18 protein-coding genes are annotated in these 16593 nt (G+C 59.8%); 12 read left to right on the top strand and 6 right to left on the bottom strand.

All coding sequences use genetic code 11. From position 1 onward, the window contains the following. Positions 1–25: 25 nt before the first annotated feature. The gene (locus GT753_RS03295; protein WP_004939015.1) at positions 26–253 is read right to left on the bottom strand and encodes a tautomerase family protein; all 228 of its coding nucleotides are present in this window, start codon (positions 251–253) and stop codon (positions 26–28) included. Between the two features lie 63 nt (positions 254–316). Here GT753_RS03295 and GT753_RS03290 point away from each other — a divergent pair, with 63 nt between their 5' ends. Both GT753_RS03290 and GT753_RS03285 read left to right on the top strand, forming a co-directional pair. Then, positions 317–784, top strand: a complete 468-nt coding sequence (locus GT753_RS03290) for a helix-turn-helix domain-containing protein (RefSeq protein WP_160125261.1) — start codon at positions 317–319, stop codon at positions 782–784. A gap of 58 nt (positions 785–842) precedes the next feature. Further along, positions 843–1274, top strand: a complete 432-nt coding sequence (locus GT753_RS03285; protein WP_015377196.1) for a hypothetical protein — start codon at positions 843–845, stop codon at positions 1272–1274. Here GT753_RS03285 and cynR read toward each other — a convergent pair. Continuing rightward, complete coding sequence (gene cynR / locus GT753_RS03280; protein ID WP_015377195.1) at positions 1198–2148, bottom strand: transcriptional regulator CynR; 951 nt, start codon at positions 2146–2148, stop codon at positions 1198–1200. The genes GT753_RS03285 and cynR overlap by 77 nt on opposite strands. 111 nt (positions 2149–2259) lie before the next feature. Here cynR and GT753_RS03275 point away from each other — a divergent pair, with 111 nt between their 5' ends. From GT753_RS03275 to GT753_RS03260, 4 genes are all read left to right on the top strand, one after another. After that, positions 2260–2913, top strand: coding sequence for a carbonic anhydrase (locus GT753_RS03275; RefSeq protein WP_160125260.1), 654 nt, complete (start codon positions 2260–2262; stop codon positions 2911–2913). Positions 2914–2932: 19 nt separating this feature from the next. Then, the gene (gene cynS / locus GT753_RS03270) at positions 2933–3403 is read left to right on the top strand and encodes a cyanase (RefSeq protein WP_075685597.1); all 471 of its coding nucleotides are present in this window, start codon (positions 2933–2935) and stop codon (positions 3401–3403) included. Positions 3404–3636: 233 nt separating this feature from the next. After that, complete coding sequence (locus GT753_RS03265; RefSeq protein WP_004939031.1) at positions 3637–3894, top strand: YjhX family toxin; 258 nt, start codon at positions 3637–3639, stop codon at positions 3892–3894. A 62-nt stretch (positions 3895–3956) separates the two neighbouring features. Beyond that, on the top strand, positions 3957–4463 hold the full coding sequence (locus GT753_RS03260) for a GNAT family N-acetyltransferase (RefSeq protein ID WP_021504284.1): 507 nt from the start codon (positions 3957–3959) through the stop codon (positions 4461–4463). Between the two features lie 325 nt (positions 4464–4788). Here the strand turns inward: GT753_RS03260 and GT753_RS03255 are convergent, their stop codons facing one another. After that, on the bottom strand, positions 4789–5685 hold the full coding sequence (locus GT753_RS03255; protein ID WP_075685593.1) for a LysR family transcriptional regulator: 897 nt from the start codon (positions 5683–5685) through the stop codon (positions 4789–4791). Positions 5686–5817: 132 nt separating this feature from the next. Between GT753_RS03255 and GT753_RS03250 the strand changes: the two genes are divergently transcribed. Then, positions 5818–6549, top strand: coding sequence for an isochorismatase family protein (locus tag GT753_RS03250; RefSeq protein WP_015377190.1), 732 nt, complete (start codon positions 5818–5820; stop codon positions 6547–6549). A 32-nt stretch (positions 6550–6581) separates the two neighbouring features. Here the strand turns inward: GT753_RS03250 and GT753_RS03245 are convergent, their stop codons facing one another. Further along, complete coding sequence (locus GT753_RS03245; protein WP_015377189.1) at positions 6582–6929, bottom strand: antibiotic biosynthesis monooxygenase; 348 nt, start codon at positions 6927–6929, stop codon at positions 6582–6584. 175 nt (positions 6930–7104) lie between these two features. On the opposite strand from GT753_RS03245, the gene GT753_RS03240 reads away from it, so the two are divergent. The 5 genes from GT753_RS03240 to GT753_RS03220 all read left to right on the top strand — a co-directional run bounded on the left by GT753_RS03240 (position 7105) and on the right by GT753_RS03220 (position 12834). Next, a complete protein-coding gene (locus tag GT753_RS03240; protein ID WP_015377188.1) occupies positions 7105–7788 on the top strand; it encodes a helix-turn-helix transcriptional regulator in 684 nt (227 codons plus the stop codon). A 74-nt stretch (positions 7789–7862) separates the two neighbouring features. Further along, positions 7863–8570: a glutathione S-transferase N-terminal domain-containing protein gene (locus GT753_RS03235; RefSeq protein WP_004939065.1), complete on the top strand. Its 708-nt coding sequence runs from the start codon at positions 7863–7865 to the stop codon at positions 8568–8570. A gap of 131 nt (positions 8571–8701) precedes the next feature. After that, positions 8702–10129 carry an alkaline phosphatase gene (phoA, locus tag GT753_RS03230; RefSeq protein ID WP_160125259.1) on the top strand — a complete coding sequence of 476 codons (1428 nt, stop codon included), beginning with the start codon at positions 8702–8704 and terminating at the stop codon, positions 10127–10129. A gap of 460 nt (positions 10130–10589) precedes the next feature. After that, complete coding sequence (locus GT753_RS03225) at positions 10590–12170, top strand: malate:quinone oxidoreductase (RefSeq protein WP_015377186.1); 1581 nt, start codon at positions 10590–10592, stop codon at positions 12168–12170. Positions 12171–12375: 205 nt separating this feature from the next. Further along, the gene (locus tag GT753_RS03220; protein ID WP_004939075.1) at positions 12376–12834 is read left to right on the top strand and encodes a helix-turn-helix domain-containing protein; all 459 of its coding nucleotides are present in this window, start codon (positions 12376–12378) and stop codon (positions 12832–12834) included. Positions 12835–12909: 75 nt separating this feature from the next. On the opposite strand, the gene GT753_RS03215 is transcribed toward GT753_RS03220, so the two are convergent. Both GT753_RS03215 and GT753_RS03210 read right to left on the bottom strand, forming a co-directional pair. Then, on the bottom strand, positions 12910–13950 hold the full coding sequence (locus tag GT753_RS03215; protein ID WP_048322570.1) for a fimbrial protein: 1041 nt from the start codon (positions 13948–13950) through the stop codon (positions 12910–12912). Positions 13951–13961: 11 nt separating this feature from the next. Next, positions 13962–16577 (bottom strand): fimbria/pilus outer membrane usher protein, encoded by a 2616-nt coding sequence (locus GT753_RS03210; protein WP_033633736.1) that lies wholly within the window; start codon positions 16575–16577, stop codon positions 13962–13964. Positions 16578–16593 lie beyond the last annotated feature (16 nt).

The raw sequence follows: 16593 nt of genomic DNA, 5'->3' as shown, positions 1-16593 counted from the left end.
CCTTTTCGCAGGCGGCATAGTTGAATTAACGCGGCGGGAACTTCGCGGCAATCATCGCCGCCGTCGGCTGCACACCGCCCAGGCTCCATTGTTCGGGCGCATGTTCATCGATTCTGACCCAAACCGACTGTCTGAACGCCGGATCGCCTCGCCCTTCTATCTCCACCAACAGATCGGTAATGCGGGACAGCAATTCGCTTTTTTGCCGTTCATCCAGCATGCCTTTCACCGTTTGCACATTAACAAATGGCATTATACTCTCCTTGAATATAGATAAGTCTAAAAATAAGACTTAGACTAGCGAAGGAAAATGCCCATGTCAAAATCTCCCGATCTCCCTACCGTTTCTCTTGCCCTGTGCGGGCTGGCGCAGGCCGCGGACCTGCTTGGCGATCGCTGGACGTTGCTGATCCTGCGCGAATCATTCTACGGCGTTCGCCGTTTTGAAGAGCTGCGCGAGAATATCGGCGCTTCGCGCCAGGCGCTGAGCAACCGTCTGAATGCCATGGTAGAACAAGAACTGTTGGCCAAACGCGCTTACCGGGAGCCGGGCGAGCGTGAGCGACATGAATATGTCTTGACGGACAAGGGGCGCAGCCTGGGGCCCATCCTGGTTGCGCTGATGGCATGGGGCCACCGGCATATTCTGCATGACACCCCCCACGTTCAACTGGTGGATAAACACAGCGGGCTGCCGGTGCAGCTGGCATTTATCGATGCGCAGGCCCGCGTGGTGCCTGAAGAAGCGCTGCAAATGTCGGCCGTTGAGCTCCCCCCGGCCTGACTTACCCATTCTGGTCTACGCTTGATGCCAGACATGTTGATGACAAGGATGCTGAACCATGCCACACCTCTATAACACCGCGCTGCTGATCGGCGCTGCGCTGAGCGCCATCGCCGCCCTGCTGCATATTTGGGTGATCACCGCCGGGCCGCGCGGCTATCGGCTGTGCGGCGCCGGCGATCGCTTCATTAAGGCGGCGGAAGCGGGTAAAAAGTTCCCGGCCGTCGTCACCGCCGGTATCGCGCTGGTGCTGTTTATTTGGGCGCTGTATGCGCTGTCCGGCGCGGGCCTGATCGCGCCGCTGCCGCTGCTGCGGCCCGCGCTGTTTATCATCACCTTTATCTACCTGCTGCGCGGCGTCGCCGGCCCTTTCGCCCTGCGCGACACCGGCCGCAGCCAACGCTTTATCATCGTCAGCTCGCTGATTTGCCTCGGCTTCGGGCTGGTGCATCTGCTGGGGATGACGCAGCGCTGGGGGGCGTTGGCGTAACGCCCTGTTGCTGCAAAACGGCGATAAATGCCTGTGCGGCGGCGCTGCGGTAAGCGCCTTGGCGCTGCAGCAACACCGCCTGCCGAGCCGGCATGGCGTTGTCCAGCGCCACTTTTTTCAACTGCCGGTTCTCGCGTGCAATGGCGGCCGGCAACAGCGTGGCGAGCTGCCCGCGCCGCACGATCTCGACGATAGCGCCCAACGCATTGGCCTCCACCGCCACCAGCGGCCGGAAACCGAGCTGCGTGCAGTAGCGATCGATAAACTGGCGCGTGGCGAAATCGCCGCTCAGCAAGGCCAGCGGCAGATGCCGCCATTCCGCCAGCGTCAGCGGCCGGCGCCGCGCCGCCAGGGGATGTTCGGCGCCGACCATCAGCTCCAGCGTCTCACTGAACAACGGCGTCGCTTCCACCTCCACCGACTGCGCCATCTCAAAGGCGATGCCCAGATCCAGCCGATCCTGCGCCAGCAGCGCCTCAATCCGCTCTTGCGCCATCTCCTCAATGCTCAGCGTAATCCCCGGGTAGCGGCGGTAGAACGCATCGATCGTCGGCCCCACCAGATAGGCGGTGAAGGTTGGCGTCATCGCCAGCCGCAGATGGCCGCGCGCCAGCGTCGCCACGTCATGGATCGCCCGCGCGCCGGCGTCCAGATCCTGCAGCGCCAGGCGCGCATAGCGCATCCAGGCCTCACCGGCGTCGGTCAGCTGCACCCTTCTGCCGCTGCGATCGAACAGCGGCGCTCCCAGCGCATCCTCCAGCTGTTTGATCTGCTGCGACAAGGTCGGTTGCGAGACGTGCAGCGCTTCGGCGGCTCGGGTGAAATTGCCCTGTTCGGCCACGGCCAGAAAATAACGGATATGTCGCAGCAGCATAGCGCCCCAACTATTAGTAATACCTATAGCCATCATTATAAATGGGTCTTAGACCCTATAGCCAGAAGCGTTCATCATGCCGTCATCGCTTACCCCCCAGGGAGAAAAACAATGAAAGAGGTGATTGAGGGCTTCCTGAAGTTCCAGCGCGAAGCCTTTGTTGAACGCACGGCGCTGTTTCAGCGGCTGGCGACCCGCCAAAATCCGCGTACGCTGTTTATCTCGTGTTCCGACAGCCGCCTGGTGCCCGAGCTGGTCACCCAGCGTGAGCCGGGCGATCTGTTCGTTATCCGCAATGCCGGTAACATCGTGCCTTCTTTCGGCCCCGAACCCGGCGGGGTGACCGCCTCGGTCGAGTACGCGGTCGCCGCGCTGGGCGTGGAAGATATCGTGATCTGCGGCCATTCCGACTGCGGCGCAATGACCGCCATCGCCACCTGTCAGTGTCTGGATCACCTGCCGATGGTCGCCGGCTGGCTGCGTTACGCCGATTCCGCCAAGGCGGTCAATCAGGCTTATCCGCATGTCTCCGACGAGGCCCGGGTCGCGTCGATGGTGCGCGAGAACGTCATCGCCCAACTCAACAACATCAAAACGCACCCTTCCGTCGCCCTGGCGCTGGATCAGGGCCGCCTGACGCTGCACGGCTGGGTCTATGACATCGCCAGCGGCGCTATCGAGGCGCTGGACGGCGAAACCCGCCGCTTCGTATCGCTCGCCACCCATCCCGAGGTGACCGCCACGCCGGCGATCGCCCGTTTTTAAGCCAACAAAAGGAGCCAACATGACACACTCTCTGCATAACGCCGCCCCGCGCGAAGCGCTCACCGACACCATCATGGCCGCCAAGATCCGCCATAACCTGACGTTCGAAGCGCTGGCCGAGGGCACCGGCCTCAGCCTGGCGTTTATCACCGCCGCCCTGCTCGGGCAGCATGCGCTGCCGGAACCGGCAGCGCGCACCGTGGCGGCCAAGCTGGGGCTGGATGAAGAAGCGGTGCAGTTGCTGCAAACCATCCCGCTGCGCGGCAGCATTCCCGGCGGCGTGCCGACCGACCCGACCATTTATCGTTTCTATGAAATGCTGCAGGTCTACGGCTCCACGCTGAAAGCGCTGGTGCACGAGCAGTTTGGCGACGGCATCATCAGCGCCATCAACTTCAAGCTGGATATCAAGAAGGTCGCCGATCCGGACGGCGGCGAACGTGCGGTAATCACCCTGGACGGCAAATACCTGCCGACCAAACCTTTCTGATTGGCCTTGCGCCGGCGGCCCGCGTCGCCGGCAAATTGACAGCCAACCGGCCATTGGCTACATTAACTGCGCTTAAACGCCGTCCTGGCGTTTTTCACTGCCCGAGGCCTGTATGTTGGAGATTGTAACCACCCGATAGTCGCTTCCTTGCCGCATGGCGAGGGACTCTGACGTATCCGACGCGCGTTTGCGCGGGGATGCGCGTATCTGGGGTTATTACAGGATCTCCCAACATGAACATTTCCAAAGCGGAACAACGCGTGCTGCACGTGTTGGCCAAAGGCGGCTATATCGCCTTCACCCGCAACGACGCCGGTCGCGTCACCCACGTCGAATGCTACACCCGCGAAGGGCTCGGCCTGGCCGACTGCTCGCTGGCCGTTTTCACCAAGCTCAAAACCAAACGCCTGATCCTCTCTCGCCAGGGGCGCCCTTATCGCGTCACCTTCGCCGGGCTCAAGGCCGTGCGGGCGCAGCTGGATAACCGTTAATCATCGATACCGGCCGGGCAGGCAGCCCGGTCGGCACAGCGTTATTGAATCAGGATACAACCATGAACATCACGTTACGCCACGAAACGCCGGCCGACGTCGGCACCATCGCCACCCTGACCGCCGCCGCATTCCTGCACGCCGAACACAGCAGCCACACCGAGCAGTTTATCGTCAATGCGCTGCGCGCGGCGGGAGCCCTCACCCTGTCGCTGGTCGCCGAACGCAATGGCACACCGATCGGGCACGCGTCCGTCTCGCCGGTCGCACTCAGCACCGGCGCCGTCGGTTGGTACGGGCTGGCGCCGGTATCGGTGCTGCCGGCCTGTCAGAACCAGGGGATCGGCAGCCGGCTTATTCGCCGGCTGCTGGCCGAGCTGCAGGAGCGTGGCGCCGCAGGCTGCGTGGTGCTGGGCGATCCGAGCTATTACGGCCGTTTCGGCTTCCAGGCGCAGAGCGCGCTGACCCTGCCGGGCGTGCCGCAAGACTACTTCCGCGCCGTCGCCTTCCAGGGCGCGCTGCCGTGCGCGGAGGTCACCTTCCACAACGCGTTTAACGCCGAAGCCTAACCCTGTTGCCGGCGCCGTCATGGCGCCGGTTTTCAGTCCCGCTCGCCATAACGCAAGATAGTCATCCCTTCCTCTTCCGCCGGGGGAACAAAATACTGCGCCAGGTGCTCAAACTCCGCCTCGCTCAGTGCAAACGGGTTGCAGGATGGGTTTGCATAACGTTCTCCGGTCGTTGCCGGAAGGGGATAAAAAAACCCGCCTGCCGGCGGGTTTTTATTGGCGACACACGCGCTACCCCACCCTCTGGAGAAGGGTGATAATAATTTGCGCGAATAGGCGGTAGGATTTTTTCATAGCTAATGAATATGACAACCGTACGCCGTTGTCAATTCGCCGTCATCAATCCATGCTCTCGCACAAACTCGGTGAATAAACTCACTTTCTGCTGCACATGCCGGCGCGTCGGGTAAACCGCGAAGACCTGATGCACTTCGGCAATCTGTTCAGGGAACAGCCGCACCAGCCTGCCGGCGGCGATCTCGGGATCCGCCACGAACGACGGCAGCGAACCGATGCCCAATCCCGCCACCAACATATCCCGCAGCATCAGGCTGTTGTTGGCGATCAACCGGGGCGTGAACGCCACGCTCAGGCTCTCCTCGCCGGCGGTGAACTGCCACTGCCCCGGCCTTTCCGCCAGGGAATAGGCCAGACAGCTGTGTCGCTGTAATTCATTCGGCGTTTGCGGCATGCCGTGCTGCGCCAAATAGCCGGGCGCGGCGCAAATTCGCTGGTGCACTTCACCCAGCGCCCGGGCGCTGAGGGAAGAGTCCGGCAGCCGTCGGCGAATGCGCAAGGAAATATCGAAACCAGCCGCCACTACGTCCAATACCCTGTCGTCCAGCGTCAGTTCCACCTGCAACTGCGGGTAACGTTGCATAAACAGCGGCAACAGCGGCGACAGCACCGTCAGGCCGAATGAGAGCGGCGCATTGACCCGCAGCGTGCCGGAGACCTGCTGCGCGCTGGCGGCAACCGTCTGTTCCAGCGCGTCGAACTCGCCGAGCAACCGACAGGCTTCCTGGTAATAGATCTGCCCGGCTTCGGTCAGGCTCATGCTGCGGGTGGTGCGCACGAGCAACAGCGTCCCCAACCGACTTTCCAACTGCTTAATCTGCTTGCTCAACGCCGCCGGCGTGATCGCCAGATCCTCCGCCGCCTTATAGAAACTGTTGCGCTCAACCACGCGGCGAAAGGCGCGCATCGTCAGTAGCACGTCCATATTATGTCCTGATAGTTAATTATAAATTCAATAAAACACAGATTATTAACCCCAACAACCTAAGTAGACTTTATCCAACCGCTTCCCTGAGTGGTAAGTGAATTTAATCTACTGATAATAATGGAGTTAATAATGAAAAAGACCCTGTTCGCCCTGATGCTCGGCCTGAGCGCCGCCACCGCCCCCGTCGCCGCGCTGGCGCAATCCCCCGCCGCCGATAGCCGCCAGGCGGGTTATGTGCAGCCGCTGACCGCCGACAACAGCCTGTTGCTGTTGGTCGATCTGCAGGACATGTTCGGCATGACCATTTCCTCTATCGATCAAACCAATCTGGTGAATAACGCCGCCGGCATCGCCAAGGCCGCCAAAGTGTTCAACGTGCCGACCATTCTGGCCTCGGCCAACGCCAAAAGCTTCGCCGGGCCGGTATTCCAGCAGGTGACGCAGGCGCGCCCGGACCTGCAGGTGTACGACCGCACCGCCATCAACGTCTGGCAGGATCGGCGCGTGGTGGATCTGATCAAACAATCCGGCCGCAAGAAAATCATCATCGGCGGGCTGTGGACCGCCAGCTGCGTGATGCTGCCGGCGCTGTCCGCCCTGGGCGAGGGTTATGAGGTTTATATCCTGTCGGACGTCACCGGCGACATTACGCCAGACAGCCAAAACAACGCCATGCAGCGTCTGGTTCAGGCGGGCGCCACGCCCATCAACTGGGTAGCGTTGATGCTGGAATGGCAGCAGGACTGGAGCCGTAAAGCCACGGCGGGGGGCGTATTGCAGATCGCTCGCGACCACGGCGCCGCCTGGGGGATGGGCGCCAGCTACGCCGGGGCGATGAAGGTGGGCAGCGAGGCGAAATAGCGGGTGAAAGCCCGCCGGCGGCGGGCTTTTTCTCAGGTACGGTGATAACAACGGCTATCCTGCGGCACCTGGTCGCGACTTTCCAGCCCGTAGTCCCGCACCACCTCCGCCACCCGCAGCCGATACTGCGCCAGCACTTCGCCACGGCCGCGCGCCTGCGCCGCCCGGTGCTGCTCGAGATTGCGCCACTGCTGCACCGCCGCCTCGTCGCGCCAGAAGGAGAGCGACAGCAGGCGCGCAGGATCGGCCAGGCTTTGAAACCGCTCGATGGAAATGAATCCATCGATCTGCGCCAGCAGCGGCTTCAGCTCCGCCGCCAACGTCAGGTAGGTATCGCGCAGCCCGTCGGCGGCCTGCAGTTCAAAAATCACGGCAATCATCCTCGTCTCCTCTCAACGGTAAAATTCCGGCACGCGCGCATTCAGTGAACGGCGCCACTGCACCGATTTCAACGCCCGCTCATCAATATCCAGCGGACACGGACGCACAGCACCAGACTGCGATAGCTACAGGCTAGCGATGGACGCGCCGTCATACTTCGTCTAACCTCGAAGTATGCATAACATCGAGATAGAAGATCGTTTAGCGGCGCTGAGCGCCGCCATCGCCGACCGCACCCGGGCGCGCATGCTGTGCCTGTTGATGGATGGGCGCGCCTACACCGCCACCGAGCTCAGCGCGGCGGTCGAGGTCGCCCCGTCTACCGCCAGCGCACATCTGGCGAAGCTGCTGGAGCAGCGGCTGATTGCCTGCGTCAAACAGGGGCGCTATCGCTATTTTCGGCTGGCCGGGCAACCGGTGGCCGCAGCGCTGGAGGGTCTGATGGCGCTGGCGGGCGTGCCGCGCCCGTCGGTGAAAAGCAGCACGCCCACCTCGCTGCAATATGCTCGCACCTGTTACGACCATATGGCGGGCGAGGTGGCGGTGAAGCTGCACGATCGGCTGCATGCGCTGAACTGGCTGACCGGCGAGGAAGACTACCGGTTAAGCGACATCGGTCAGGCCGCGCTGGCGCGGCTGGGCGTCGATTGCTCCCCCGCTCCCACCCGCCGCCGCTTCGCCTGCGGCTGCCTGGACTGGAGCGAACGCCGCTCTCACCTCGGTGGCGCGCTGGGCGCCGCGCTGTTAGCCGCCTTTATCCAACGCGGCTGGATCGTCCGCCGGCTCGACAGCCGCGAACTGCAGCTGCCCCCCGCCGGTAAAAAAGCGCTGGCCGCACATTTTGACCTCACGGTGTAACCCGGCGGCGGGGTAGTTTTACTGCAATACTCAAGGGGTACGCTTAAGCAACCCCGCCAACCCGAGGAGTTTCCATGCTCGATTCCACCCAATTCCCGATCGTCAAACGCTGGCCGGCTCAGCACCCGGAACGGCTGCAGCTCTACTCTCTGCCGACGCCGAACGGCGTCAAAGTGTCCATCATGCTGGAAGAGATCGGCCTGCCTTATGAAGCGCACCTGATCGACATCGGCAACAACGAGACCTGGACGCCGGAATTCCTGGCGCTGAACCCGAACGGCAAGATCCCGGCGATCATCGATCCCGACGGCCCCGGCGGCCGGCCGCTGCCGCTGTTCGAATCCGGCGCCATTCTGCTCTACCTGGCGGAAAAGAGCGGCCGTTTCCTGCCGCAGGATCCGGCGCAGCGTTACGAAACCATTCAGTGGGTGTTCTTCCAGATGGCCGCCGTCGGCCCAATGTTCGGCCAGCTCGGTTTCTTCCACAAGTTTGCCGGGCGCGAATATGAAGACAAGCGGCCGCTGGAGCGTTACAAAAACGAATCGAAACGCCTGCTCGGCGTATTGGAAACGCGCCTTGAAGGCCGCGACTGGATCATGGGTGCGGACTACACCATCGCCGATATTTCGCTGCTGGGCTGGGTGCGTAACCTGATCGGCTTCTATGAGGCGCGCGAACTGGTGGCGTTCGACAGTTTCCCGCGCGTCGCGCAGTGGCTGGAGCGCGGTCTGGCGCGGCCGGCGGTGCAGCGCGGGCTGGCTATTCCGGCGCGCGCGGCCTGATTGTCAAACGGGGTGGCCGCCGGGCCATCCCGTCTTTCATTGTCATAAAATTGTCATCCCTCTGCTCTACTCTCCTTTCGTAACAATTTGATGTTATTTACATTGTTGTATTACGACAAGGAGCTTACCCCATGCAACCTGCTGTATCCCTGATCGCCGGCGCCGTGCTGTCCGCCCTGCTCTGTTCCTCCGCCATCGCGGCGGAAACCTCGGCCAATGCCGATGGCCTGACCGAACGCGCCGCGCGCGGCAACCTCGCCGAACCGGGCGGCGCCCGTCGTCTGGCCGGCGATCAGACCGCCGCGCTGAAGGCGTCGCTGTCGGACAAAACAGCGAAAAACGTGATTCTGCTGATCGGCGACGGCATGGGGGATTCCGAGATCACCGCCGCGCGCAACTACGCTGAAGGCGCAGGCGGTTACTTCAAGGGCATCGACGCCCTGCCGCTGACCGGGCAATACACCCACTACTCGCTGGACAAGAAAACCCACAAGCCGGATTACGTGACCGATTCCGCCGCCTCCGCCACCGCCTGGACCACCGGGGTGAAAACCTATAACGGCGCGCTCGGCGTGGACGTGAACGGCAAAGATCAGCCGACGCTGCTGGAGATCGCCAAGGCGGCCGGCAAGGCCACCGGCAACGTCTCCACTGCCGAGTTGCAAGACGCTACGCCGGCGGCGCTGGTGTCGCACGTCACCTCGCGCAAATGCTACGGCCCGGAGGAAACCAGCGAGAAATGCGCCGCTAACGCGCTGGAAAACGGCGGCCGCGGCTCCATCACCGAGCAGTTGCTGAAAACCCGCGCCGACGTCACGCTGGGCGGCGGCGCGAAGTCCTTCAACCAGCTGGCGAAAAGCGGCGAATGGCGAGGAAAATCGCTGAAAGATCAGGCGGCGGCGCAAGGTTACCAGTGGGTGAGCAACGCGGATGAGCTGCAGGCCGTTACGCTGGCCAACCAGCAAAAACCGCTGCTGGGTCTGTTCGCCGACGGCAACATGCCGGTGCGCTGGCTGGGGCCGAAAGCCAGCTATCACGGCAACCTCGACAAGCCGGCGGTAACCTGCGAAAACAACCCGGCGCGCACCGCGGCCACGCCAACGCTGGCGGCGATGACCGAAAAAGCGATCGCACTGTTGAAAGATAACCCGAACGGCTTCTTCCTGCAGGTAGAGGGCGCGTCGATCGATAAGCAGGATCACGCCGCTAACCCGTGCGGGCAGATTGGTGAAACCGTCGATCTGGACGAAGCGGTGCAAAAAGCGCTGGCCTTCGCCCGCGCCGACGGCAACACGCTGGTGATCGTCACCGCCGACCATGCACACTCCAGCCAGATCGTCGCCGCCGACGCCAAAGCGCCGGGCCTGACCCAGATGCTGACCACCAAAGACGGCGCGCCGATGACCCTCAGCTACGGCAACTCGGAAGAAGAGTCGCAGGGGCACACCGGCACCCAATTGCGCGTCGCGGCCTACGGCCCGCACGCCGCCAACGTGGTGGGATTGACCGATCAGACCGATCTGTTCTTCACCATGCGCGATGCGATGGGCATCAAGTAACCGCCTTCTGCACGATGGCCGCCCGCAACGGCGGCCATTTATTATTGGTTACCGATAGGTATTTGCAATTTAACCGCAATTATTGTGTGATAACGAAATAACGTTTAATTGCGCGACAATTAACCCCCGAAAATAACGCGGTTATACGACCTTTCTTCCCTCTTTGTTTATTACTACGACAGCAACCGGCCTATTTTTGCTTATATTCATTTTTTTTAGTTACAAAAGTAGTTTTTAACATTCTCGCAAACAATAATACCCCGCCAGTAACGTGAACCGATCAATTTGCACCCGGACGGCCTGCAATAGTTCACTTTTCGTTAAAAACCCTATTAACAAAAAGGCATTATTGCTGCCTATCGGCTCACGCCGGGCGGTCGGCTTCATTATTTCCAGGGTAACTCCCGCTAAATTCTTTCACCTGCAATGAGTAGAATTTACACACAAGAGATTTAATTCAATGAGAAAATTACTCGTCCTGATTTTCAGTCTCAGCCTGTTTGGCGTTACGCAACAGGCGGCGGCTGAAGAGAAGAATAAAACCGTCGACGTGGTGTTGATCGGCGGCGGCATCATGAGCGCCACCTTGGGTACCTATCTGCATGAGCTGGAGCCGACCTGGACCATCGACATGTACGAGCGCATGAACGGCGTGGCGGAAGAGAGCTCCAACGGCTGGAACAACGCCGGTACCGGCCACTCCGCCTTCAGCGAAATGAACTACACGCCGGAAAAAGCCGATGGCACCATCGACATCAGCAAGGCGGTGAAGGTCAACGAGTCTTTCGAAATCTCCCGTCAGTTCTGGTCTTATCAGGTGAAAAACAATGTCCTGAAAGATCCGAAATCTTTCATTAACAGCGTGCCGCACATGAGCTTCGTGTGGGGCGACGACAACGTCAACTTCCTGCGTAAACGCTACGCGGCGCTGCAGCACAGCACCCTGTTCCGCGGCATGGAATACTCCGAAGACCCTGCGCAAATCAAACAGTGGGCGCCACTGGTGATGAACGGCCGCGATCCGGCGCAGAAAATCGCCGCGACCCGCATGCCGCTGGGCACCGACGTTAACTTCGGCGTGATCACCCACCAGCTGGTTGACGCACTGAGCGCCAGCGACAAGTTCAAGCTGAACCTGAGCCACGAAGTGCGCGACATCAAGCGCAACGCCGACCAGACCTGGAGCGTAACCGTTGCCGATCTGAACCGCGACGGTAAAGAAACCACCGTTAACGCCAAGTTCGTGTTCATCGGCGCAGGCGGCGCGTCCCTGACCCTGCTGCAGAAATCCGGCATCCCTGAGGCCGACGGTTACGGCGGCTTCCCGGTCGGCGGCCAGTTCTTGGTCACGACCAACCCGGAGATCGCCAACCAGCACCTGGCCAAAGTGTATGGCCTGGCCAGCGTAGGTTCGCCGCCGATGTCCGTGCCTCACCTGGATACCCGCATGCTGGACGGCAAGCGCGTGCTGCTGTTCGGGCCGTTCGCCACCTTCTCCAGCAAGTTCCTGAAGAACGGTTCGCTGTTTGATCTGCTGCACTCGCTGAGCACCTCGAACCTGATGCCGATGACCCACGTCGGTCTGGATAACTTCGATCTGGTGAAATACCTGGTCGGCCAGCTGATGATGAACGACGACGATCGCTTCGCCGCATTGAAAGAGTACTTCCCGGACGCCAAGCAGGAAGACTGGAAGCTGTGGACCGCAGGCCAGCGCGTACAGATCATCAAGAAAGACGCGGATAAAGGCGGCGTGCTGCAGTTCGGCACCGAAGTCGTCAGCTCTGAAGACGGCAGCATCGCCGCTCTGCTGGGCGCTTCGCCGGGCGCTTCCACCGCTGCGCCAATCATGCTGCACCTGATGGAAACCGTGTTCAAAGACAAAGTGGCGACGCCGGAATGGCAGAGCAAGCTGAAAGAGATCATCCCGTCCTACGGCCACAAGCTGAACGGCGATATCGAGATGACCAACAAGATCCGCGGTTACACCAGCAGCGTGCTGGGTCTGAACTACATTGAAGTGAAACCGGAAACTAACTGATTTTCCGTCACTTCCTACTGAAAAGGCCGCTTTATGCGGCCTTTCTTTTATTCCCCTGCCGTTCAAAGAGCATTTTTGGCCACCTTTTTATCCCCGGCTTACCCTTGCGTAACGGCGTAGTCACGCCTATTATCAAAGCATATTCTTGGATAATTAAGCTAAGTCACTGTGACCTGAATGTCGTTTTTGCGGGAGAACTAAAACCATGGATCGCGTCAATATCATTCACGATTTACTAGACTGGATTGAAACTCATCTGGATCAGCCGCTGCTGCTGGACAACGTCGCCGCCAAGTCGGGCTACTCCAAATGGCACCTGCAGCGCATGTTCCGCAGCACCACCGGCCACGCGCTCGGCAGCTATATCCGCGAGCGGCGTCTTTCGCAGGCGGCGCAGGCGCTGCGCTCCACTCCACGACCGATCCTGGATATCGCCCTGCAATACCATTTCGACTCTCAGCCTTCGTTCTCGCGTGCCTTCAAGAAACAGTTCGGCAAAACCCCGGCGGTCTATCGCCGCACCACCCGCTGGGACGTCGCAGAATGGCCGGCGCAGCCGATAGAAATGCAGGCCGAACCGCGCCACGATGCCCCCACGCTGCCCCGCTGGTACGCCGGCAAGCCGCCGGAAGGCGTTTGCACCAGCTGGATGGGGCTGCGTTAATCAGCGCGGTATAAGGCACAAAAAAGGGTTCAGTTCGCGAGAACTGAACCCTTTCTCTATTGACGAGACACCGAATTATTTGAAGGTGACGTCAATATTCGCCGATGCGCTGAACGGCCCTACCTTCGGGTTGGTGCTCAACCATTTCAGGCTGGCCATAAAGTTCTTTTCAACGATGGTGCCGTTGACCAGGCCCAGATCGACCGGGCTGTTCATCATGATCGGCGTATTTGGCGTCGCCGCCTGCGAGATCAAAATACCGAAGCCGCTGTCGCTGGTCGGCAGGATCACGCTGTTATCCTGCAGCGGATAAGTGCTGCTGAAGCTGGCCTGCAGCGTCTCCCCCTGGCAGTCCTGTCCGGTCGTCGGATCGGACATATTGGCGGCAACCGAGAATGGCACCTGTTTCTCGATTTTGCCCACCACCGCATTCTGACGCGGGATAGTGCCGAAATTCACCGTCGAACCGTTGTTGGCCACCACGGTGATTTTCGGGTTGCAGGAAATAAACTGAATATTGCCCAGCCCGGAAATGTAGGCGTTAAAGTTGCTGTTCGGACGGCTGTTCAAGCCGCCGACGCCATCAACCTGGAACACCGAGTACGAGTTGTTATCGTTGATCTTGCCGCCGGCCGGCGGCGCCTTGCCGGTCGCTTTGATATAGACAGCATACGACACGGTAACCGTCAGCGGTCTGGCCGGAGACAGGCAGCGGCTGCCCGAACGACGGCATTCCGTGCCGGGCCCCACGTCCTGGCGTGCGCCCTTAGTCGGTTTAACATCGATCCCCTGATAAGTGACACCCACTTCGATCGAGTTATGGATCTGACTCATGCGAGCCTGAGGATCCCAATATAAGTAGGCGTTTTCACCTTGCGGCATACCATCCGTATCCGAGCACTGAAAAACGGAAGTAAAGGTCTGCGAACGCCACAGCAACGCGCCCGGCGCGGTATTGGCGGTCGACACCTTGATGGCTTTATCCAGCACGATATCCTGGCGAATGCTGCCGTTCTGCTTACACGACAACGCATAGCTGCTCTGCGAAAACGCGCCCAGCGTGACCAGCAGCCCAGCCGCCAACCCGAGATTCTTATGCTTTAACAAAGAAGACATATCCTTTCCTTTTACGGTTTTCCGCAGGTCAGCGAAAGTTCCTGATAACCCATCAACTGTTCGGTCGCCGCTTTCAATTCCGGCACCACCAGTGAGCAGCTTTCGCCCGCGTCGTTGCCCCATTTCACCAGCAGACGATCCCCTGCGGAGGCACCTGAGATATAAATATCGCCGTTGGTACCGACAGTACCGTTGTTCTTGCCGTCCGCACTGAAGACGTTGGCGCCAATCGGCGGTACGCTGCCGTCGGCCATCTTGCTGTGTACCAACAGGCTTTGGCCCGTGTGCGTTTCAAACTTCACGCGGGTGATTGCGCCGTAAGTCGGCACCACGTCTCTTGCCGCCATCGGGATATCCAGGCCGTTGCCGATATCTTCGGTGCGCAGCGCCACACGGTTATGGCGGTATGGCGACGCAGAGGTCATCACCGCGTAACCGAAGCGGTCGATGGCGACGCCCGGTTGGTTTTCGATACGAACGCCCTTGGCGTCTTTGGCTTCCACCAGCACAAACGTATTCTGCAGCGGCTGGGTCAACGTCACGCCGCCGGAGTGTGCGACGATACCACCCGCCACGCCCAACGAAGACTGCTGATAATCTTTGCTGTAGCTATAACCGGCATTGATGGTCCCCATGCTGCCCTGATAACCGACGTTGGCCGAGCTGGTTTGGCCCGAATAACGATCATGACCGCTTTGCACCGCATAGTTCAAGCGGTTGTCATCCAGCGCGGTGCCACTCAGGCCGGCGCTGTAGGTGTTGCCGCTCTGCTTGCTGTGGCCGGCGTTGAAGCTGGCGGTCATGTCCGACGAATCCTTGCTGAAGAAGCTGAACGGAATCGATACGGTCAGGTTGACGCTGCGGTCTTTATAGCCGTAGTTGCTGCGGCTGTCCTGATAAAAGACGCCATAGCTGATATTTTTATAGCTGCTGTTAAAACCGGTTTGTACGGTACGGTCTTCACCGGATCCGCCCCAGTAAGACTGGTTGCTGAGGTTGGCGTACAGCGTCGAATTACCGGCGATGCGCTGGTTGACAGACAGCTCAACGCGCTGGCGTTTGTTGTTGAAACGGCTGGTGTAATAGCTGCGACGGCGAGATTCCGCCCAGTCCGGCACGCCCAGGTTGCGATCGTTTTGATCGTAGTAATCGTTACGGTAATAACCGTTCTCATAGCGTTCGCGCTCGGCAACCGCATCGGAGAAATCATAATAGCCGGAGGTCGAGTAACGGTAACCGGCAATGCGGAATTCCGTCCCCCAATCGTTGAGCGACTTGGAATACAGGAAACGGAAACTCTCCCCCTGCTTGTCATCGCCGTTCACCAGGTTGGTGTCGGAATAGGACATATCAAAAGAGACAGCCCCCCAGTTCCCCAGGTTTTTACCGAGGCCTACGACCGCTGAACGGTAGTTTTCCGCCACCAGCACGCCACCGTAAGGAGTGATGTCATACGCCATACCGTGCGACAAGGTGCCTTGGACAAACTTGGGCTGATAGCGGCTGGTGCCGTCGTGGTATTTACCGGCGGTCAGCTGATAGTTCCAAATCCCTTCGCGCAGCATGTTCGGCACCGAGGAGAACGGCACGACGAAAGAGGTTCTCGAACCGTTGGCTTCGATCACCGTCACGTCCAGGTTACCACTCAGGGTGCTTGGGAAAATGTCCGTCAGTGCAAACGGCCCTGGCGGCACGTTGGTGCTGTAAATGGTATAGCCGTTCTGACGCACTTCAACGCGCGCGTTGGTCGTCGCCACACCGCGCACCACCGGCGCATAGCCGCGCTGGCTTTCCGGCAGCATGTCGTCGGCGCTGGACATCTGCACACCGCGGAACTGAATGCTGTCGAAAACATTGTTATTGGTGTTGGTCTGGCCGATCACCAGACGGCTGCGCAGAGAAACGATGTCCGTTTCCGCCCAGCTGGAAATGTTCTTCCAATGCGTACCGGCGCCCGACTGTTGGTTCAACGTCGAGTTGTTGCGCAGGCGCCAATCGCCAATATTGAGGCCATTGTTAAGGCTCAGGAAGTAATAGTCGGAAGTCTTGTCGTTCTGATTGTTGCCGTAGCGGTTATGAGTGCCGCTAAAGTTATAGTTAACAAAGCCGGCATTGATGCCGCGATCGTAAACTTTCGGCGAAATGGCACCTTGCGGGCGTGGGATCAGAAACACCTGCGGCACTTCCAGATCCATACGCTGTACGGCGGCGTCATAGCTCAGCTTGGCGCCGGAGATCTGTTGTGGCAATGCGTAGCATTGCGCGGCACCGGCGGTGGTCAGATCGCCGGGCAGCTTTACGCCGTAATCCTGATAGTCCGCGGCCGTCAGGCACGGCGCTACCGGAGAGTCTTTGGATTCTTTCTTGAACTCGATTTCGCGGTGATCGATACGCTGCCCGTTGAGATAGATATCAAACGGATATTTACCCGGCAGAATGTCATCCCCGCTGGCCAACGACGCCACCTGGGCGATATTGTCATCGCCATGGATGAAGGAGGTGTTGAACTGCTCCTCCGCCATGGCCATATGTGAGAATGAAAAAGGCACAGCAGAAAAATAAATTACACCATTAATCAGCTTCACCAAACGTTTTGGCGCGAGGGTTGTTATTCTTTTGTGTGCCATTTCTTTCATTCCTTGA

Source organism: Serratia sp. Z4 (assembly GCF_009900725.1).
Lineage (GTDB): Bacteria > Pseudomonadota > Gammaproteobacteria > Enterobacterales > Enterobacteriaceae > Serratia > Serratia nematodiphila.
This window is presented reverse-complemented; position numbering and strand designations above follow the sequence as displayed.